Source organism: Streptomyces griseoruber (assembly GCF_001514205.1).
GTDB lineage: Bacteria > Actinomycetota > Actinomycetes > Streptomycetales > Streptomycetaceae > Streptomyces > Streptomyces griseoruber.
This window is the reverse complement of the sequence record NZ_KQ948763.1, coordinates 272,138-292,754: the sequence shown is the minus strand read 5'-3', so window position 1 is coordinate 292,754 and position 20,617 is coordinate 272,138. Positions and strand designations below refer to the sequence as shown.

13 protein-coding genes are annotated in these 20,617 nt (G+C 71.8%); 5 read left to right on the top strand and 8 right to left on the bottom strand.

Going from position 1 to position 20,617, the window contains the following annotated elements; all coding sequences use genetic code 11:
• The 3 genes from AQJ64_RS01215 to AQJ64_RS01205 are packed head-to-tail and all read right to left on the bottom strand — an operon-like array spanning position 1 to position 3,103.
• Complete coding sequence (locus AQJ64_RS01215; RefSeq protein ID WP_055638939.1) at positions 1 to 831, bottom strand: carbohydrate ABC transporter permease; 831 nt, start codon at positions 829 to 831, stop codon at positions 1 to 3.
• A complete protein-coding gene (locus tag AQJ64_RS01210; protein ID WP_055638938.1) occupies positions 828 to 1,787 on the bottom strand; it encodes a carbohydrate ABC transporter permease in 960 nt (319 codons plus the stop codon). The genes AQJ64_RS01215 and AQJ64_RS01210 overlap by 4 nt, the downstream gene beginning before the upstream one ends.
• Complete coding sequence (locus AQJ64_RS01205) at positions 1,787 to 3,103, bottom strand: ABC transporter substrate-binding protein (protein ID WP_055638941.1); 1,317 nt, start codon at positions 3,101 to 3,103, stop codon at positions 1,787 to 1,789. The genes AQJ64_RS01210 and AQJ64_RS01205 overlap by 1 nt, the downstream gene beginning before the upstream one ends.
• A gap of 176 nt (positions 3,104 to 3,279) precedes the next feature.
• Here AQJ64_RS01205 and AQJ64_RS01200 point away from each other — a divergent pair, with 176 nt between their 5' ends.
• From AQJ64_RS01200 to AQJ64_RS01185, 4 genes are all read left to right on the top strand, one after another.
• Positions 3,280 to 5,652, top strand: a complete 2,373-nt coding sequence (locus AQJ64_RS01200) for a glycoside hydrolase family 2 protein (RefSeq protein WP_059202318.1) — start codon at positions 3,280 to 3,282, stop codon at positions 5,650 to 5,652.
• On the top strand, positions 5,649 to 6,677 hold the full coding sequence (locus tag AQJ64_RS01195) for a LacI family DNA-binding transcriptional regulator (protein WP_059202317.1): 1,029 nt from the start codon (positions 5,649 to 5,651) through the stop codon (positions 6,675 to 6,677). The genes AQJ64_RS01200 and AQJ64_RS01195 overlap by 4 nt, the downstream gene beginning before the upstream one ends.
• 126 nt (positions 6,678 to 6,803) lie before the next feature.
• The gene (locus AQJ64_RS01190; protein ID WP_055637464.1) at positions 6,804 to 8,021 is read left to right on the top strand and encodes a thiolase family protein; all 1,218 of its coding nucleotides are present in this window, start codon (positions 6,804 to 6,806) and stop codon (positions 8,019 to 8,021) included.
• The gene (locus AQJ64_RS01185) at positions 8,018 to 10,147 is read left to right on the top strand and encodes a 3-hydroxyacyl-CoA dehydrogenase NAD-binding domain-containing protein (RefSeq protein WP_055637463.1); all 2,130 of its coding nucleotides are present in this window, start codon (positions 8,018 to 8,020) and stop codon (positions 10,145 to 10,147) included. The genes AQJ64_RS01190 and AQJ64_RS01185 overlap by 4 nt, the downstream gene beginning before the upstream one ends.
• A gap of 95 nt (positions 10,148 to 10,242) precedes the next feature.
• On the opposite strand, the gene AQJ64_RS01180 is transcribed toward AQJ64_RS01185, so the two are convergent.
• The 5 genes from AQJ64_RS01180 to AQJ64_RS01160 form a co-directional block, all read right to left on the bottom strand.
• Positions 10,243 to 12,213, bottom strand: coding sequence for a PIG-L family deacetylase (locus AQJ64_RS01180; RefSeq protein WP_055637462.1), 1,971 nt, complete (start codon positions 12,211 to 12,213; stop codon positions 10,243 to 10,245).
• 47 nt (positions 12,214 to 12,260) lie between these two features.
• Positions 12,261 to 15,131, bottom strand: a complete 2,871-nt coding sequence (locus AQJ64_RS01175; RefSeq protein WP_059202316.1) for a stealth conserved region 3 domain-containing protein — start codon at positions 15,129 to 15,131, stop codon at positions 12,261 to 12,263.
• Positions 15,132 to 15,139: 8 nt separating this feature from the next.
• A complete protein-coding gene (locus AQJ64_RS01170) occupies positions 15,140 to 16,105 on the bottom strand; it encodes a hypothetical protein (RefSeq protein ID WP_059202315.1) in 966 nt (321 codons plus the stop codon).
• Positions 16,102 to 17,931 carry a stealth family protein gene (locus AQJ64_RS01165; RefSeq protein ID WP_240512659.1) on the bottom strand — a complete coding sequence of 610 codons (1,830 nt, stop codon included), beginning with the start codon at positions 17,929 to 17,931 and terminating at the stop codon, positions 16,102 to 16,104. The genes AQJ64_RS01170 and AQJ64_RS01165 overlap by 4 nt, the downstream gene beginning before the upstream one ends.
• Positions 17,932 to 18,091: 160 nt before the next feature.
• Positions 18,092 to 19,225, bottom strand: a complete 1,134-nt coding sequence (locus AQJ64_RS01160) for a PLL family lectin (protein WP_240512658.1) — start codon at positions 19,223 to 19,225, stop codon at positions 18,092 to 18,094.
• A gap of 289 nt (positions 19,226 to 19,514) precedes the next feature.
• On the opposite strand from AQJ64_RS01160, the gene AQJ64_RS01155 reads away from it, so the two are divergent.
• The gene (locus AQJ64_RS01155) at positions 19,515 to 20,600 is read left to right on the top strand and encodes an LCP family protein (protein ID WP_055634535.1); all 1,086 of its coding nucleotides are present in this window, start codon (positions 19,515 to 19,517) and stop codon (positions 20,598 to 20,600) included.
• Positions 20,601 to 20,617: the final 17 nt, after the last annotated feature.

Genomic DNA, 20,617 nt, shown 5'->3' with positions numbered 1-20,617 from the left:
TCACCTGGTCGCTCCTTTCATGAAGCCGTTGTAGATGTACTTCTGCAGGGCCAGGAAGACGATCAGGGTCGGCAGGATCACCAGGACCGCTCCCGCCGAGATCGTCTCCCAGTGGGCGCCGAAGGGGCCCTTGAAGCGGAACAGGGACGTCGAGATCACGCCAAGATCTTGTGAGGGCATGTAGAGGAACGGGATGTAGAAGTCGTTGTAGACGGTGATCCCCTTCACGATCACGACCGTCGCGATCGCCGGCTTCAGCAGCGGGAAGATGATTTTCCGGTAGACGGTGAAGGCGTTCGCGCCGTCCAGGCGGGCCGACTCGTCCAGCGAGACCGGGATCGAGCGGACGAACTGCAGGAAGATGTAGATCGAGACGATGTCCGTGCCCATGTAGAGGGCGATGGGCGCCCAGAGCGTGTCGAACATGCCGAGGCTGTTGACGATCTGGAAGGTCGCCACCTGGGTGGTGACCCCGGGGACCAGGGCGGCCAGCAGGAACAGGGCCACGACCAGCTTGCGGAAGCGGAACGTGAAACGGTCGATGGCGTACGCCGTCATGGAGCCGATGAGGACGGTCCCGCCGACCGAGAACAGCAGGATGAACGCGGTGTGCCCGAAGGCCGCGAGCATCCGGCCGTCCTGGAACGCCGTCACGTAGTTGTGGAAGTTCAGCGGATCGTCCGGGAGCGTCAGGGCCCCGCTGTCGTCCGCCAGTTCCTCGTCGGTCTTGAGTGAGGTCAGCACGACCACGCCCAGCGGAAGCAGCACGACCAGCGAGGCGAGGACCAGGGACAGGTACGTCAGGGTGCGGGCTGCGGCGCGGCGGGTCATACGAGGTCCACCCTGTCGTCGGGGACCAGTCGGCGCTGGAGCCAGGTCACCGCCAGGATGATCAGCAGCAGGACCACGGCGGCGGCCGAGGCGAGGCCCGTCTTGTTGAACTGGAAGGCCAGCTTCACGGTCTGGATCACGAAGGTCTCGGTGCCGGTCGCCCCGCCCGTCATGATGTACGGGATCTCGAAGGCCGACAGCGAGCCGGAGACCGAGAGGATCACGGTCAGCGTCAGCACCGGTTTGATGCCGGGCAGGATGATGTGCCGGAACTGGTGCCACCGGTTCGCGCCGTCCAGTTCGGACGCCTCGTACAGCTCGCCCGGGATGGACTGGATCGCGCCCAGGAACAGCACGAAGTTCAGGCCCAGATAGCGCCACACGGAGACGCCCGCGAGGGAGGTGTTCGCGGAGGCCGGGGTGCCGAGCCAGGCGTGGTCGGAGTGGTGTCCGAACAGGGCGAGGACCGAGTCGAGGGTGCCGCCGTCCTGGAAGAAGTAGAGGAAGACGAAACCGATCGCGACCCCGTTGATCAGGTACGGGAAGAACAGCACGCCCTTGAAGAAGTTCCGGAAGCGGACGTTGAAGCTGAGGATCGTGGCGAAGTAGAGCGCGGCCACGATCTGCACGGCCGAGGCGGCCAGGTAGTAGCCGCTGACGAAGAAGACCTCGAACAGGTCGGAGCGGGTGAAGAGTTCGGTGTAGTTCTCGGTGCCCGTGTAGTGCAGCTCGGGGCTGACACCGTCCCAGTCGGTGAAACTGAACGCGACCATGTTGACGATCGGCGCGTAGGTGAAGGCGATCAGCAGGGCGAGCGGTGCGGCGAGGAACAGCCAGGGGGTCAGCCGCCGCCAGAAGCGGGCCCGGCGGGGGGCCGGGGCCGGCACGGGGGCGTCCCCCGGTACCGGCCGCGCCCCCGGATGTCCCACCGCCGGCTTCTCGGTGGTGTCCGCCATCAGGACCCCACGGTCTTCTGCGTGTCCGTCCACTTCCTGCCGAGGTCCGCGAGGAAGTCGTCCAGGGTGCCCTTGCGGGCGCCGCGCGCGAGGTCGACGAGGTCCTGGCGGTAGTCGGGGGTGTTGATGCCGACCTCCGACTCGGTGTCGATCAGCTTGACGTCGGCGCCCTTGCTGTCGTCGAGCTCGATGAGTTTCACGCCCGCGTCCTCGTACGGCTTCAGCACCTCGGGCAGGGCCGCGCCCTTCCGCGGGGAGATGGCGAGGTTGTCCTGGTCGTAGCCGGACTTGTCGGTGAACCAGTCGATCCAGGCGCGGGCGGCCTCCTTGTGCTTCGAGTGGACGTTGACGGCCTGGTTGTAGTCGGGGCTGACGACCGCGCAGAACTCTCCGCCCACCTGGGCCGGGAAGGGCATGAAGCCGATGTCGTCGGGATCGACGCCGGCCTTCCGCGCGGCGTCCTGGAACTGGACGATCGCCCAGGTGCCGAGCCACTGCGTGGCGATCTCGCCCTTGGCCAACCGGGGCTTCGACGCCTCCCAGTTGGAGGTGGTGGGGTCCTTCTCGGCGAGGCCCTCGTGGACGATGTCGTACAGGAGCGTGTCGCCGACGCGCAGATCGGCGCCCTCGGACCAGGGGTCGCCCTCGGCCAGCTTGGTGGTGGCCCGCGGATCGCAGTGCACCGAGCCGTTGACGAAGGTCCAGGAGGTGAGCGTCCAGCCCGCGGCGAAGTTGGTGTAGTAGGGGACGGCGTCCGTCTTCGTCCTGATCGCCTTCAGGTCGGCGAGGAAGGCGGCGGGGGTGATGGGCCAGTCGGTGACCCCGGCCTCCTTCCAGACCCGCTTGTTGTAGACGAAGCCGGGCATCACCCCGATGGGGCTCTGGCCGTAGACCTTGCCGTCGACGGCGGTGAAGTCGGTGAACCGGTACTTCTCGCTGCGCTCCCCGACCGTGCCGAGGGAGGCGAAGAACTTCGGGTAGTCGCTCTTCTTGATGACCCCGGGGATCATCAGGACGTCACCGTAGTTCTCCGTGTTCATCCGGATCTTGACTTCGGCCTCGTAGTTGGTGAGGGCCTGGAACTCGACCTTCACCTTCGGGTACGTCTTGTTGAACTCGGCCGCGTACTTCTTCATCGTGCCGTCCTGCACGAGGTCGGTCCGCTGGGTGAGGACCGTGATGGCGCCGGTGACCTTCGACGGATCGTCGGCGGCCTTGGCGTCGGCCCCCTTCGAGGTGCCGCCGGTGGCGGTGCAGGCGGGCAGGACGAGCAGCGCGGCTCCCACGGCGGCGGCCAGGGCTGTACGGCGGATCATGTGCATCAGCTCCGTTCGAGGGGACGGACGAGCACGTGCGGGTGGGTGGGGCGAAAGGTACGGGGTTGGCTGATTCGGCACTCTGACAGCGCTTTCCTCAACCGGTAAAGTCCCATTCCCGCCAAGGATGGAGAGACGGCACCCACCACTCGGCTCGACCGGTTTAGGGAGTGCGCATGCTGGAGGCCTCACCGCTCGTCGACGGATGGATCCTGCGGCACGAAGGAGAGGCGCTGGCGGCCTCCGTGCCGGGGTGTGTGCACACCGATCTGCTGGCCGCCGGGGTGATCCCGGACCCGTTCGTCGGCCGGGGCGAACGCGAGGTCGCGTGGGTGGGGCGGCGCGAGTGGACGTACGAGAGGGAGCTGCCGGGCGTGCCGTCGGGGCACGAGCAGACCGATCTGGTCTTCGACGGTCTGGACACGGCCGCCGAGATCCTGCTCGACGGGCGGCTGCTGGGTTCGGTGCGGAACATGCACCGCTCGTACCGGTTCGATGTGACGGGGGCGAGCGGGCGGCTGACGGTCCGGTTCGCGTCCGCGTACGCCGAGGCCGAGGCGGTGCGCGGACGGCTGGGCGAGCGGCCCGCCGCCTACGCCGAGCCGTACCAGTACCTGCGGAAGATGGCCTGCTCCTTCGGCTGGGACTGGGGGCCGACCCTGGTGACGGCGGGGATCTGGCGGCCGGTGCGGCTGGAGCGCTGGTCGACGGCGCGGATCGCCCGGGTACGGCCCCTGGTCACCGTCGAACAGGGCGCCGGGGTGGTCGAGTTGCGGGTGGAGGTGGAGCGGACCCGGGTCGAGGCCGGGCTGACGGTGACGGCCCGGGTGGGCGGGGCGAAGGCACACGCCCGGGTCGAGGGCACGAGCGCGGTCGTACGGCTGGAGGTGCCCGGGGCCCGGCTGTGGTGGCCGCGCGGCTACGGCGGACAGCCGCTGTACGACGTCGAGCTGACGCTGGATCAGGAAGGGGAGGCGCTGGACTCCTGGCGGCGGCGGATCGGCTTCCGGACCGTCGGGCTGGACCGGCGGCCCGATGCGCACGGCACCGGATTCACCCTGGTCGTCAACGGCGAGCGGCTGTTCGCGCGCGGCGTGAACTGGATCCCCGACGACGCCTTCCCCTCCCGGATGACCCGGGAGCGCTACCGGGAACGGCTGCGGCAGGCCGCCGGGGCCGGGGTGGACCTGGTCCGGGTGTGGGGCGGCGGGATCTACGAGAGCGAGGACTTCTACGACGCCTGCGACGAGCTGGGGCTCCTGGTCTGGCAGGACTTCCCGTTCGCCTGCGCGGCCTACCCCGAGGAGCAGCCGCTGCGCGGCGAGGTGGAGGCGGAGGCCCGGGAGAACGTCGTACGGCTGATGCCGCATCCGTCGCTGGTGCTGTGGAACGGCAACAACGAGAACCTGTGGGGGTTCCGGGACTGGGGCTGGGAGGGGCGGCTCGCCGGGGACTCCTGGGGGGAGGGGTACTACCTGGGCGTACTGCCGCGTGTCGTCGCCGAGTCGGACCCGACGCGGCCGTACACGGCCGGCAGCCCCTGGTCGGGTTCCTGGGCGCACCATCCGAACGACCCGGCGCACGGCACGCACCACTCCTGGGAGGTGTGGAACCGGCGGGACTACGCCGAGTACCGCGCCGAAGTGCCGCGGTTCGTCGCCGAGTTCGGCTGGCAGGCGCCGCCCGCGTACGCCACGCTGCGGCGGGCGCTGCCGGGTGAGGAGCTGGCCGCGGACTCCCCCGGGATGCTGCACCGGCAGAAGGCGGACGACGGCGACGGCAAGCTGGCGCGCGGGCTCGCCCGGCATTTCGCGGCGCCGGAGGGGGACTTCGACCGCTGGCACTATCTGACGCAGGTCAATCAGGCGCGGGCGGTGGCGGCCGGGATCGAGCACTGGCGGTCGCACTGGCCGGTGTGCGCGGGCACGGTCGTCTGGCAGCTCAACGACTGCTGGCCGGTGACCTCCTGGGCGGCGATCGACGGGGACGGCCGGGAGAAGCCGCTGTACCACGAGCTGCGGCGGCTGTACGCGGACCGGCTGCTGACGCTCCAGGTCCGGGGCGAGGGGCTGGTGTCGGCGGCCGTGAACCAGTCGGCCGAGCCGTGGACGGGGGTGCTGCGGCTGCGGCGGATGACCGTCGACGGGGAGGTGCTCGGGACGGCGGACGTCCAACTGGCGGCGGGCGCACGGGCGGTGGGCGTGGCGCGGGTGCCGGCGGAGCTGGAGCCGACCGGGGCGAAGGAGTTCCTGGTGGCGGACGCGGAGGAGCTCCGGGCGCTGTACTTTCCGCTGCCCGACCGTGACATCCCTTATCCGGCACCCGAGTTCGAGGTGAGCGTGGCACCGGGGAGCGTCACGGTGACGGCCCTCACCCTCGTACGGGATTTGCTGCTCCAGGCCGACCGGCTGGGGCCGGACGCACGGGCCGACCGGGGGCTGGTGACGCTGCTTCCCGGGGAACGGGTGACGATCGGTGTGACGGGCTGGGAGACTCCCGATGCCGACGCGGCCCGTGCCGCCCTGTACTGCCTGGAGCCCTCCCGATGACGACCTCTCGCGTCACCATCAAGGACGTCGCCGCGCGCGCCGGGGTGTCCAAGGGGGCGGTGTCGCTCGCGTTCAACCGCAAGCCGGGCCTGTCGGAGGCGACCCGGGAGCGGATCTTCACGGCGGCGCGGGAGCTGGGCTGGGAGCCGAACCTGACCGCGCGGTCGCTGTCGAGCTCGCGGGTGGACGTGGTGGGGCTGGCGATCTGCCGGCCGGCCCGGATGCTGGGCCTGGAGCCGTTCTACATGGAGTTCGTCTCCGGGGTGGAGAGCGTGCTGACCGAGCACGCCTGCGCGCTGCTGCTGCGGCTGGTCAGGAGCGTGGAGGAAGAGGCCGGTCTCCTCGAGTCGTGGTGGCGGGGGCGGCAGATCGGCGGGGCGATCCTGGTGGACTTCCGGGCCGACGATCCCCGGGTGGTGGCGGCCGAGCGGCTCGGACTGCCGGTGGTGGCGGTCGGGCATCCCTCGCTGACCGGGTCCCTGACCTCGGTGTGGACGGACGACGCGACGGCGGTGACGGAGGCGGTGCGCTATCTCGCCGCGCTCGGCCACCGCCGTGTCGCCCGGGTCGGGGGTGCCGCCGCGCTCGGGCACACGGTGATGCGGACGGCCGCCTTCGACGCGGCGGCGCGCGGTCTGGGGCTGACCGGGGCCTGGCAGGTGGCCACGGACTACTCGGGGGAGGCGGGGGCGCGGGCGACCCGCTCGATGCTGACCGCCGCCCCGCCGGACCGGCCGACGGCCATCGTCTACGACAACGACATCATGGCGGTGGCGGGGCTGGCGGTGGCGGCCGAGATGGGACTGAGCGTGCCGCGGGACGTCTCCCTGCTGGCCTGGGACGACTCCCAGCTGTGCCGGCTGACCCATCCGACGCTCTCCGCGATGAGCCATGACGTGCACGGATTCGGCGCGGAGGCGGCCCGGACGCTGTTCGGGGCGATCACCGGACGGGGGCCGGGATCGCACCCCGTGCCCACTCCGGTGCTGACGCCGCGGGGGTCGACCGCTCCCCCGAAGGTGTGACCTTCGCCGCTTGGGCCTCCGGGACTGGGCAGCTACGTTACTGATAAGTAGCATGGGCTCTGAGCGCGCGCTCAGCGCTTGCGTGTCGCAGCAGTGCCATCCCGCACCCTCTGGAGGAGAGCCATCGTGCCTCGTACCGTCAGGGACGTCGTCTTCGTCGACGGCGTCCGTACCCCGTTCGGCAAGGCGGGCCCGAAGGGCATCTACCACGAGACCCGCGCCGACGACCTCGTCGTGAAGGCGATCCGGGAGCTGCTGCGCCGCAACCCCGGTCTCGACCCCAAGAAGATCGACGAGGTCGCCATCGCCGCGACCACGCAGATCGGCGACCAGGGCCTGACCATCGGCCGCACCGCCGGCATCCTGGCCGGTCTCCCCCAGTCGGTCCCCGGCTACTCCATCGACCGGATGTGCGCCGGCGCCCTGACCGCCGTCACCACGGTCGCGGGCTCGGTCGCCTTCGGCGCGTACGACATCGCGATCGCCGGTGGTGTCGAGCACATGGGCCGCCACCCGATGGGCGAGGGCGTCGACCCGAACCCGCGGTTCGTCTCCGAGAAGCTGGTCGACGAGTCCGCCCTGTTCATGGGCATGACCGCGGAGAACCTGCACGACCGCTACCCGCAGATCACCAAGCTGCGCGCGGACGAGTACGCGGTGCGCTCCCAGGAGAAGGCCGCCAAGGCGTACGCCGACGGCAAGATCCAGGCCGACCTGGTGCCGATCTCGGTGCGCCGCACCAACGCGGACGCCGGTGAGACGGGCTGGGGCCTGGTCACCGCCGACGAGCCGATGCGTCCGGGCACCACCCTGGAGAACCTCTCCGGCCTGAAGACCCCGTTCCGCGTCCACGGCCGGGTCACCGCCGGCAACGCGGCCGGTCTGAACGACGGTGCGACCGCCTCGCTGATCGCGTCCGAGGACTTCGCCCGCGAGAACAACCTGCCGGTGAAGATGCGCCTCGTGGCGTACTCCTTCGCGGGCGTCGAGCCGGAGGTCATGGGCTACGGCCCGATCCCGGCCACCGAGAAGGCGCTCGCGCAGGCGGGTCTGTCCATCTCCGACATCGGTCTGTTCGAGATCAACGAGGCCTTCGCCGTCCAGGTGCTGGCCTTCCTCGACCACTACGGCATCGCCGACGACGACGAGCGCGTCAACCAGTACGGCGGCGCCATCGCCTTCGGCCACCCGCTGGCCTCCTCCGGCGTCCGCCTGATGACGCAGCTGGCCCGCCAGTTCGAGGAGCAGCCGCACGTCCGCTACGGCCTGACCACCATGTGCGTCGGCTTCGGCATGGGCGCGACGGTCATCTGGGAGAACCCGCACTTCGAGGGGGACAAGTGAGCACCACCGCTGAGCTGTTGAAGGGTGCGGCCGAGCTGTTCCCGGACGAGGTCGTCACGAGCGCGCACGTACGCCACCTCGACCTGCCGTCGGGTGCCGGGCGCTTCGCCCTGATCACCCTCGACAACGGCTTCGACCACACCAAGCCGACCACCTTCGGCCCCGCCTCGCTCGCGAACCTGGGCCTCGCGATCGACCAGGTGGAGAAGGAGGCCGCGGCCGGCGAGATCGTCGGTGTCGGCATCACCGGCAAGCCGTTCGTCTTCGCCGTCGGCGCGGACCTCAAGGGCGTCGAACTCCTCAAGGAGTACGACCACGCGCTCGCCATCGGCAAGGGCGGCCACGAGGTCTTCAAGCGCCTCGCGGGCCTCGCGGTCCCGACCTTCGCGTACTACAACGGCGCGGCGATGGGCGGCGGTGTCGAGGTCGGTCTGCACTGCACCTACCGCACCGTCTCCAAGGCGCTCCCGGCGTTCTCCCTGCCCGAGGTCTTCCTCGGCCTGGTCCCCGGCTGGGGCGGCTGCACGCTGCTGCCGAACCTGATCGGCGCCGACAAGGCCGTCTCGGTGATCGTCGAGAACAGCCTCAACCAGAACAAGCAGCTCAAGGGGCAGCAGGTCTTCGACCTCGGGATCGCCGACGCGCTCTTCGAAGGCGCGGACTTCCTGGAGCAGTCGCTGATCTGGACGGCGAACGTCCTCAAGGGCGACGTCACGGTGGAGCGCCCGGTCGTCGACCGCGGTGAGGCCTGGGACCAGGCCGTCGCGCGCGGCCGGTTCGTCGCCGACTCCAAGGTGCACGGCGCGGCCCCGGCCGCCTACCGCGCCCTCGACATCATCGCCGCCGCCAAGAACGGCGACCTCCAGCAGGGCTACGACGCGGAGGACACCGCGCTCGCCGACCTGATCATGGGCGGTGAGCTGCGCGCCGGCATCTACGCGTTCAACCTGGTGCAGAAGCGCGGCAAGCGCCCGGCCGGCGCCCCGGACAAGAACCTGGCCCGCCCGGTCACCAAGGTCGGCGTGGTCGGCGCGGGCCTGATGGCCTCCCAGCTGGCCCTGCTCTTCCTGCGCCGCCTGGAGGTCCCGGTCGTCCTCACGGACATCGACCAGGAGCGCGTCGACAAGGGTGTGGGCTATGTCCACGCCGAGATCGAGAAGCTGCTCGGCAAGGGCCGGATCAACCAGGACAAGGCCAACCGCCTCAAGGCCCTGGTGACCGGTGTCCTGGACAAGGCCGAGGGCTTCGCGGACGCGGACTTCGTCATCGAGGCCGTGTTCGAGGAGATCGGGGTCAAGCAGCAGGTGTTCGCGGAGGTCGAGGCGGTCGCCCCGGCGCACGCGATCCTCGCCACCAACACCTCGTCCCTCTCCGTGTCGGAGATGGCGTCGAAGCTCCAGCACCCCGAGCGGGTCGTGGGCTTCCACTTCTTCAACCCGGTCGCGGTCCTTCCGCTGCTGGAGATCGTCCGCGGTGAGCAGACCGACGACGCCTCGCTGGCCACGGCGTTCGCCGTCGCCAAGAAGCTGAAGAAGACGGCGGTGCTGACGAAGGACGCCCCGGCGTTCGTCGTGAACCGCATCCTGACCCGTTTCATGGGCGAGGTGCAGAACGTCATCGACGAGGGCACCCCGGTCGAGGTCGCGGAGAAGGGCGTGGAGCCGCTCGGCCTGCCGATGTCCCCGCTGGTCCTCCTCGAGCTGGTCGGCCCGGCGATCGGTCTGCACGTCTCGGAGACGCTCAACCGGGCGTTCCCGGACCGCTTCACGGTCTCCCCGAACCTCAAGGCGGTCGTCGAGGCCGGCAAGCGCGGCTTCTACGTCTACGACAGCGGCAAGCCCGAGCTGGACCCCGAGGTCGCCGCGCTGCTGAAGCAGGGCGACACCGTCCTCACCGAGGAGCAGGTGCGGGCGCGGGTGCTGGACGCGGTGGCGCAGGAGATCGGGCTCATGCTCGACGAGGGTGTCGTCGCCGAGGCGCAGGACATCGACCTCTGCCTGATCACGGGCGCCGGCTGGCCCTTCCACCTGGGCGGCATCACGCCGTACCTGGACCGCGAGGGTGTCTCCGAGCGGGTGAACGGGAAGCGGTTCCTGGCCCCGGGGACGGCGTCGGTCCCGGCGTGACGTGAGCGTCGTACGGCGGCCCGATGCGTCGTACGGATGTGAGGAGGGCCCCCGCCGGACGGCGGGGGCCCTCTCCCCTTGTGTGCTCCCGGCTGTCAGCCGGTGACCGCCCACGGTCCGAACTCCGGTGACCCCGGCGCGAGTTGACGAGCCACCGCGAGGCGGCCGTCGGCGCCGAGGACCGCGATCACGGCGCGGCCGAGGGCGTCGAAGGCGGCCGCGGGGGCGCCGGCGATCGTCCCGCCCAGCTCGGTCGTGGGCAGTTCCCGCCAGGTCCCGTCGCCCGGCAGGAAACGGTGGGCCACACCGCCGAGGTCGCCGCGGGTGACGACCAGGGTGCCGGTCGCGGGCGACGGCGAGGCGGCCAGCGCGACGGCGCCGAAGCCGCCGCGGCCCCCGATCGACGCCGCGGGCTGGGCCCAGCGGCCGCCGGGGGCGTCCTCCTGGGCCATGAGCAGCCGTCCGGTGCCGGGCTGCCGGTAGACCGTCATGACCTGCCCGGTCGGCTGGACCACGGCCGCGGCGGGCCCGGCGGGCACGGTGAGCCGGAACCGGGGCGCCCGGCTCAGCGGGGCGTCGAGGGAGCCCTGCGCCCAGTGGAAGACGCCCTCCCTGCTGGCGGCGAACACCTCCACGTGTCCGTTGGGCGCGGTGAGGGCGGCGATGCCCTCCTGGAGCTCGTGTCCGCGCAGGTCGGTCCAGCCGCCCCAGGAACCGTCGGTCTCCTGGATCCGGGTGTGCAGGCCCTGGCCGGCGTTGCGCACGAACAGGTGCAGCCGGCCCCTGCCGTCGCGGGTGACGGCGGGGGTGCCGAGGTGGCGGTCGCGCTGCGGATCGCCCGCGGAGGGGTTGCCGAGGGTGACCCAGCCGGGGAACACACCGTCGGGTTCGGCCTGTTCGAGCAGGACGATCTCCCGGGTGTGGTCGCCGTCGGCGGCGAGCCGGGAGAGCCGCTCGGCGAACACCTGCCAGCGCCCGTCCGGGGTGAGGCTGACGGCGAGGCCCGGGGCGAGGGGGCCGCCGCCGAGGAGGAAGGGGCCGCGCCATTCGTCGGTGCCCGGCCGGGCCTCCAGCCACACCGCCGCCTGCTGCCCGACGACGGCGAACGCCGCGAGCCGGCCCCGCCGGTCGGCGAGCAGCCAGTTCGCGCCGGACGGATGGCGCGGCGCGGTGCTCTGCACCCAGCCCGTGGAACGGGCGTTCAGGGCGACGGCGTAGTCGCCGCTGCCGGCCGGGTCCCCGCTGTCGTAGCCGTCGGCGGCGCCGTAGACGTTGAGGAAGTACTCCTTGAGGGAGACCGCCTGGGGGCTCAGGTTGTGCGGCCAGCGTTCGTTGGCGTAGCCGCGGTAGGACTCCACGGTGAAGGTGCGGTTCTCGCCGGGGCCCTGGTAGCGGTCCAGCGCCAGCCAGGTGAACAGGGCGGCCGCGGTGTGGTCGCAGTGGTCGGAGAGGTCGCCGAAGTCGTGGCGCTGGGGGTACTTCTCGTCGTGGACCAGCCGGTCGGGGTCCGGGTCCATGGTCCGCACCAGGGTGGGCCGGACCAGGTCCATGAGCTGGACCAGTGTGTCGACCAGGCCCGCGGGTGTGTAGGCGTGGGGCTCGTGCACCAGACCGCCGGCGACGACGAGGGTGGGGACCCGTTCGGCCTCCTCGTGCCACAGCGCGTGCAGGCTGCGCGGCGGGCCCTCCGGGGTGCCGTGCTGGCGGATGTTGAGGAAGACCAGGGTCACCCAGGGCGCGTCGGCGAGCGAGTAGGCCTCCGCGACGGCGCCGCCCGCCGTGGACAGGGTGGCCGGCTTCCAGGCCGCGGTGCGGTCGCCGAGCAGCATGGCGGCGTAGGCGGCCTTGATGCCGTTCTGCCGTGCCTTGCCGTAGGCGGCCCGGTCCTCGACGGCGGGCTCCTGCTGCCAGGGGCGGGGGTTCAGCCCACCCGCGTCCCCGGCGGTGAGGTAGACGGTGGTGGTGCGGATCCCGGCCTTGAGGCCCTGGAAGACGGCCGGATTCATGAAGTACAGGTCGTCGTCGGGGTGGGCCACGACCTGCAGTACGGACGCGGGGCTGGTCATGCTGTCGCTCCTTGTGAGCGCAGAGGGGGATGGGGATACGGGTGCGGTCACAGGGGCCATCCCGGCAGGTAGCCGGCGTGTGCGCGCTGGTTGCGCACGGACCCGGTCTCGAACTGGCTGGGGACGGGGAAGTAGCTGGGCAGGAACGCGGCCAGGATGGCGTCCTGTTCGTCCGCGGGGACGTCCCCGTCGTGGTAGTCGTTCAGGCAGAACACGTCGTGCGGGCGCACGCCGAGGATCCGGTTCAGCCGGGCGGCGTGTTCGCCGAGGCCGACGTTGACGAATCCGCAGGAGATGCTGCCGGGCACGCTGCGCAGGGTGTGGTAGCCGACGTAGTGGTGCAGCGAGGAGGCGACGGAGACATCGCCGTGGCTGCGCAGCTGGCTGGCCGCGGTGCCCGACACGGCCTGCCCGTAGCGCTGTTCGATGTCGGCGAGGACACTGCGCCGCAGCGGGTGCGGGGCGTGCAGGAAGGAGTGCACGGGCGTCTGTCCGAAGTCCTGCCGGATCAGGGCCCGGTTGTTCTTCGCGGCACTGATGGTGAACTCGTCCTCGGGGCCGGGCGGCGCCATGGGCACGGAGGTCGGCGACATGAAGTGCCGGGCCTGGCCGTTGCCGAGGAAGAACAGGTCGGGCCGCACGGTCCGGCCGAGGAACACGTCGTCGTTGAAGTACAGGAAGTGCTCCGCGAGGCCCTCGATGTGGTGCAACTGGCTCTCGATGGCATGGGAGTTGTACGTCGGCAGCACGCCCCGGCCGCCGAAGATCTCGCTGTGGTCGACCACGCGGACCCGCGGGTGCGAGGTGTCCAGCCAGTGCGGGACCTGCCGGTCGGTGACGAGGTAGATGTTCCGGATCCAGGGCGCGTACATGTCGATCGAGCGCAGGGAGTAGCGCAGTTCGTCCCGGTCGCGGAAGCGGGCGGCGCTGGTCGCCGCGTCCTCGGTGTCCAGGCCCAGCGCGGCCAGCACGGCGTTCTTGCGCTCCAGCCAGGCCACGTCCGAGCCGTCGACCCAGGTGTAGACGGCGTCGACGGGGAAGTCGACGTCACCGTGCAGCCGTTGGGTGAAGGCCTCGATGGTGGGATAGGGGCGGCCGGCCAGGGTGAGGGTGGAGCGGCGCATGGCCGCGTTGGGGACCCGGTCGCCGATCAGGGTGCGGGCGGGGGCGTGCAGGTGGGCGGGGTCCTCGGGGTCGTTCTCCCAGAAGGAGATCGTGGTGCCGTAGACGGCGCCCAGGCGCAGCAGGCGGGAGGGGGCGACGACGTTCTGGTACACGCGGACGCCCGAGGAGGGGGTGTCGGCGTAGGGAGCGACGAGGCCGGCGAGGACCGTCGCGACGGTCTTCTGGCTCTCGTTGAGGACGGCCGCGTACACGGCGTCGTCGCGGTGGCGCTCGGCGAGGGCCTTGAAGACCGCCTCGCGGTACACGGCGTGCACCGCGACGGAGTGCCGCACCAGGTGGTCGCGTACGACCAGATAGGGGATGTCGGCCCCTTCGAGCACGTTGGCCACCAGGGCCAGGTTCTGCTGGACGACGTCCCAGGGGGACTCCCAGTCCAGGAGCCGGCAGATCTGGCCGCCGTCGCTGACGAACTTGGGCCGCTGGAGCAGGCGTTGTTCCAGGGCGCGCTGGTCGGAGCTGCGGACGGTGGTGGCGGGGGCGGGGGTGGCGGCGGGCACGATGCCCTCGGTGCCGCCGAAGTAGGCGTGCAGTGCCTGGCGTTCGGCCTTGGCGACGGCGCGCCGGCCGCTGTCGCGTTCGGCGGCCAGCTCGTGCAGGATCCGCTCCCAGGTGGCGGTGACCACGGTGGGCGAGAAGCGGTTCACCGAGGCCAGGGCCGCGGCGCCCATCCGCGCGCGCAGTTCGGCGTCCTGGATGAGCAGCAGCAGCGCCGAGGCGAGGGCGTCGGTGTCGCCGGGCGGGACGAGGATGCCGGTCTCGCCGTCGATGACGACCTCGCGCGGGCCGTTGGGCGAGTCGTAGGAGACCACCGGGACACCGGCGGCCTGGGCCTCGGCGAGGACCAGCCCGAAGGCCTCGTTGCGGGAGGTGAGGGTGGCGATGCTGGCCTTGGCCCACTCCTCGGCCAGATGCCTGGAGTTGCCGTTGAGCTGGACGCAGTCGTGCAGTCCGAGCATGTCGATCTGCCGGCGCAGGGCGCCGCTGAGCGGTCCGTCGCCGAAGATCCGCAGCTGCCAGTCCGGGTGGTACCGGGCGACCGTGGCCCAGGCGGTGACGGCGTGGTCGATCTGCTTCTCGGCGACGAGTCGGCCGGCGATGACCACCGTGCGGGTCTGGAGGGTGGAGCGCGGCCGGAAGCCGCCGGGCAGGGCGTTGGGCACGACCTCCAGCCGGGGCGCGGCGTCCCCGAGGGTCTCGGCGAACCAGTCCCGGGTGCGTTCGCTGAGCACGGCGAGGCAGTCCAGGCGGGCGGCGTAGCGGCGCAGCGGCTCTCCGCTGGCGCCGCGCAGTTCGGAGACCCGGTGCTCCTGGTGGACGGTGATCACATGGGCCGGGGCCAGGTGGACGGCCAGGGCCATCAGGGCGGGGGTGGTGGTGACCAGGACGTCGGTGTCGGTGTCCTGGAGGGCGAGGCCGAGTTCGAGGTCGGAGAGCCGGTTGAAGGCGGGCTCCCAGTCGCGGTCGACGATCTGGCTGGGCTGGGCGGCGAGGCCCGTCCACACCGTGTCGTCGACGGCGGTGGGGCGCAGCGGGCGGGGGGCGGGGGCGGTGAGGTCGACGAGGTAGTCGACGCGGACCCGTGCGTGCGGGGTGAAGAACTGCTCGCGCTTGCTCTTGAAGACGCTGAGCACCCGTACGTCGTGCCGGGCGGCGAGTTCGGAGGCCTGGTTGTACACCGCGCGTTCGGTACCGCCGACGGCGTCCGCCGTGGTCAGCAGGAACGTGATCTTCATATCTGTGGTCAGCCTGCCTCGGGCATGCGCGTGCAGGTGATACGGAGGTTTCCTGCGGGGGTGTAGCGCGGTTGGACGATCAGGGGCGGGTGGCCCTGGGGGGTGATGGCCAGGGCGCGCATCGCGAAGACGCGCAGGGGGTTGCGGACGTCGTGCAGCCGGCGGCCGAGGCGTCTGGCGTGCCCGGTGCGGTCGGTCAGGACGACGTCCCAGTGCTCGGGGCGGGTGCCGCGCGGCGGCATCCGGTCCAGGGGCACGTCGACGCGGTAGACGCCGGCGCCGAGCGGGGTGACGGGCTGTTCGATCCGGCGCCCGGAGGCGACGAACTCGGCCCGGGGTTCCTCGGCGCGGGTGCCGAGGACCCGGAAGTCGACGGTGACCCCGGCGTGGCCCAGGTGCACCTTGGACACCTCCACGGCGGCCCGCGCGCCGGTGCTGACCAGGCGGGCGCTGCCGCGCACGGAGCGGCCGAGCCGGTGCCGCTCCCCCGTCACCGGGGAGGCCTCCATCGGTTTGGTGGGGCCCTCGTACGGCGTCGGCGGCTGGAGGAGCAGCAGGGACAGGGTGCGCCGTCTGCGTCCGGAGTGGACGCGCAGCCGCAGCCGCCAGCGGCCGGTGCCGACGGGGACGCCGCCGACCTCGGCACCCAGCAGGATCGCGGCGTCGACGAGGGCCTCGCCGTCGGGGCCGGTGTGGACGCGGGCTTCGGCGAGGTGGCGGCTGCCGCGCCGGCGCAGCACGATCTCGGCCCGGTCGGGGCGTCCGGCGGACGGCGGCAGCGCGGCGTGCAGGTTCACGGTCTGGCCGTCGAGGATGGCGGCGTAGCGCAGCCGGGCGGTGCGTCGTGCGCGCAGCGGGACGAACAGGCCGAGCATGACGCGTTCACGCAGGGCGACGGCGCGGGCGCGCAGCCGGCGGCGCGGCCGGGCCGCCCCGCCGTGGTCCGGTGCGGGGGTGGGGGTTGTGGAGGTCATCGGCCGAGGCGCCCCGGTCCGGTCGTGCGCTCGTCGGCGCGGGGGTGCTGCGGGGAGGGGTGCGGGTCATCCGGCAGCAGGATGCCGGAGTCCTTCTCGAAGGGGCTGAGCACGGGGAAGTAGGCCTCCAGGAAGTTCTTCACCATCCGGCTCTGGGCGTCGGGGTCGGCCGCCGTGACCGTGTCGTTCATGCAGAAGGTGTCGAAGTTGCGGCGGGCGAGCAGGTTGTCCAGGCGCCGCTGGGCGAGGGCGTCGGCGAGGTCGACGTACACGTAGCGGATGTCGCCGACCGTGGCGCGGGCCGAGTGGTAGGCGTAGTAGTGGTGCAGCGAGGAGGCGATGGGCACGTCGCTGGGCGAGCGGAAGCGGGAGTGCTGGGTCACCCGGTGGGCCTTGGCGTAGATCTGCTCTATCTCGGTGAGGACGCTGCGGCGCAGGGCGTGCGGGGTGTGCTTCATCTTCTGCGAGATGACGGTGCCGAACTGCTGGGCGATCAGGCCGCGGCTGTTGCGGCCGGCCGCGTTGACGGGCAGGTCCTCGGCACCGGCCCGGCCGGACGGGATCAGTGCCTTGGACTGGAAGAACTTGGTGAGTCCGTTGGCGTGGAAGAAGTGGCCGGGCTGGACCGGGCGGCCGAAGAAGACGTCGTCGTTGAGGTAGAGGAAGTGCTCCGAGAGGTCCCGGATGTGGTGCAACTGGCTCTCGATGGCGTGGGAGTTGAACGTGGGCAGCGCGTGGGGGTCGGAGAAGATCTCCCGGTGGTCCACCACCCGGATGCCGGGGAAGTCGGTGTTCAGCCAGGACGGCACCTGGCCGGCGGTGACGAGGAAGATGGTGCGCACCCAGGGGGCGTACTGGTGGATCGAGCGCAGGGAGTAGCGCAGTTCGTCGCGGCTGGTGTAGCGGGCGTCGTTGGCCGCCTGCTCGTGCAGTGCGCCGCCGGCGGTGGTGTGCCGGCCGCGCAGCGCGTCCCGGTTCGCCCGCCAGACCGGGTCGGAGTCGTCGACCCAGGTGTAGACGACGTCGATGGGGAAGAGGTGGTCCTCGGGCAGGGCGGCGACGAACTCCGGCAGGGTGCGGGCGTGTCCGGTGGAGTAGACGGCCGGTACGGCACTGAAACGTTTCTGCTCGGCCCAGCAGCGGCCCGCGTCCAGCGGCACCTCGGTCATCACCCGGTTGGGGCGCGGCGCGACCAGCCGGCCGTCCTGCTCCGCCCAGAACTCGATGTCGCAGCCGGACTCCCGGCCGAAGACCAGATGGCCGGTGGGGTCGCAGACGTTCCACGCCACGCGCACCACGCTCTCGCCGCGCAGGGCACGCCAGGTGGCGAGGGCGCCGCCGGGGCGCATCGGTCCGCCGGAGACGGGACCGGCGTATCCGGCGCCCTCCTCGCCGACGACCCGCAGCAGCGCCTCCAGTTCGGCCCTCCGCCCGGCGGGCACGGCGACACTCGGGGTGAGCGAGGCATGACCGCGCACACAGAAGTAGTCGATGCCCGCCTCCTCCAGCACGGAGACGAGGATGTGCAGATTGCGGGCCCGGGCGGCCCACGCGGTGGCCCCCGGGACCTCCACGGCCCGCACGTGCTTCCCGGCCACCCGGACGACCCGGATCCCGCCGTCGGGCCGCCGGCCGCCCCGGCCCTGTCCGCCGAGCGCCCGGACGACGACGGCGGAGCGGACGGCGTCGGCGGAGGCCAGGGAACGCTTCACCGAGGAACGCAGCGGGTGGGGAACCCGTCGTACGATCCGGCGCCGGGCCCCCAGCGGCACCAGGGACCGATAGGTCGACACGAGCGCGCTCGCCTCGGGATTGTTGAGGCTCACCTGTACTTCCGCACTTTCCACATCCGAGGCCGGCCGCTCAGGTGACCGACATCCCCCGTTCACCTGCTGAACAGCAAAGGATTACCGAAGATTTACTGATCAATCATGATGTTTCCATCCGCTCCACGGGCTGTCCAGCAGTAATCGGTTTCCCCCGGCCTCACACCGGCGCCGGTTCCCCGAGGACCAGCCCCGGTCCGGGAACCCGGCGGGCGACACGCAGCGTCCCGCCGGGATCGAAGGCCGCGACCACCACCCGGCCGCGGCCGTCGTGGGCCAGGGCCGGATCGCCCGCGCAGGCCAGGCCGGTGTCCGTCCACCACAGGCCGGAGGACTCGGCCTCCGTCGCGCAGACCCCGACCAGGACGGTGCCGGACCGGCCGCGATGGGCGATCACCGTGCAGTCGTAGCCGTCGAGCACGGTGCGCAGCACGGCGTTGGCCCCGTCGCCCGGGGTGCCGCCCAGCGGGACGGACCAGCCGCCGCGCCGGTGGCAGATCAGTCCGCCGCCGGCCGGGTCGGTCCAGAAGTACGTGAGCCGGCCGGGCGCGGTCTCCAGCGCGGCGACGGATCCGGCCGCCGGGCCGGGCCGTACGTCGTGCGAGCGCTGCGGCTCGGCGGCGGGCTCGGGCTGGAACCAGTGCAGGGCGGCGCCCCCGGCCGGGGCGAACACCTCGACCCGGCCGTCCGACGTCGCCGCCGCGGCGAGCCCGTCCCGCACGTCCGTGCCCCGCAGATCGGCCCAGGGCTCCCAGCGGCCGCCCCTGCCCTCCCGGCGCATCATCAGCCCGCCGCCCGCGTTGGGCGCGAACACATGCACGGTTCCGTCGGAGGCCACGGCACCCGCCGGAGCGCCGAAACGCCGTGCCCGGTCCGGCTGGGGGTGCGGATTGCCCAGGGAACGCCACTCCGTGACGGGCCGTCCGCTCTGGTACTGGATCGCGTGGACGACGTCCACCTCGACGGCCCCGTCGCCGCGCGGGCGCTCCCGCCGGCCCAGGAAGTGGACGTAGGCGTCCGCCCCTTGGACGATCGCGAGATGGGTGAGGTTCCGGATCTCCACGAGGTCCGGTCCCGACCAGCCGGGGCCACCGGGCCGCGTCTCGGTCCAGCGCAGCAGTCCGCCACCGGCGGGCGCGTAAGCGGTGAGCCGGCCGTCCCTGCCGAGGGTGAGCCAGGTGCCCGTGGCCGTGCCGGTCACGACCGACGGCGGCACGGTGACGGCGGCGGCGGCCACCGGCACGGCGGAACCGTGCCGGGTCGCGGCGCGCGCGGACCGACCCCGCACCGGCATCACGGCCTCCTGACGACATGGCCGACCCGTGACGTCGGGTGGCTGGAATTCTCACATCATATGCATGGTCTCTACACTGCTCCGAGCCACGGGCGGACGGCCCGGCGGAGAGACCGGCGGGGCGGGCGGCGGGGAGACCGGCCGGGAGACCGCCCTCACCTACCCCGCCCACCAGGGCTTTCACGTGATGTGGATCACTGTCGTACAACGGCCGACGGGGGTCGCCGGTCTTCCGAACGCCCGGGTGCACGCCTGCCCGGATCCGAGAAAGACGAGGACACCGACCCGTATGACGACCCCAGCCGTCGAGAGCCCGAGCACGTCGCCCCGCTCCCCGGGCGGCGACGCACCCCGCCGCCGACGCCGGACCGGCCGGTGGATCCTGCTGACGCTGACCCTCCTCCTCGTGGTCGGCGCCGGCACCGCGTACTGGCTCTACCAGGACCTCGACGGCAACATCAAGGACATCGACATCGACCGGGCGATCGGTGACGACCGGCCGGAGAAGCTGCCGACCTCCGGCCAGAACATCCTGATCCTGGGGTCGGACTCCCGCGCCGGGGCGAACGCCGCGCTGAACACCGGCAAGGTCGCGGGCGCCCGCTCCGACACCGCGCTGGTGATGCACATCCCCGAGGGCCGCACCGAGGCCGTCGCCATCAGCATCCCGCGCGACACCCTGGTGACCCGCCCCGAGTGCGCCAGGTCCGACGGCTCGACGGTGGCCTCCGCCCGGCGCGTGATGTTCAACTCCATCTACTCGCAGGTCGGTCCGGCCTGTGTGGTCAAGACGGTGGAGCAGATGTCCGGGGTCCGCATGGACCACTACGTCGAGGTCGACTTCGCCGGCTTCAAGGGGCTGGTGGACGCGATCGGCGGGGTGACGGTCACCGTCGACCGGGACATCCACGACACCTCCAGCGGCCTCGACCTGACCGCGGGCACCCACCGGCTGGACGGGACGCAGGCCCTCCAGTTCGTCCGGACCCGGCACGGCATCGGCGACGGCAGCGACCTGGGCCGCATCGGGCTCCAGCAGCAGTTCATGCTCGCCCTGCTGAGCGAGATCAAGAAACAGGACCTGCTGGGCAGCCCCGCCAAGGCCTACCGGATCGCCGACCAGCTCACCGCGGCCCTCACCACCGACTCGGGCCTCGCCTCGCTCACCAAGCTGTCGGAGTTCGGCCGCAGCCTCAACGGCGTCGACCCCTCCACCATGGAGACGATCATGCTCCCGGTGGCGTACGACAAGGCCGACCCGAACCGGGTCGTGGCCGCCGAGCCCCAGGCCTCCACCCTGTGGAAGGCGGTCCGCACCGACTCCGAGATCCCGGAGTCGGCGAAGAAGTCCCCGGCGACCGGCGGGAGTTCCTGACCGCCGACGCCCCGTCG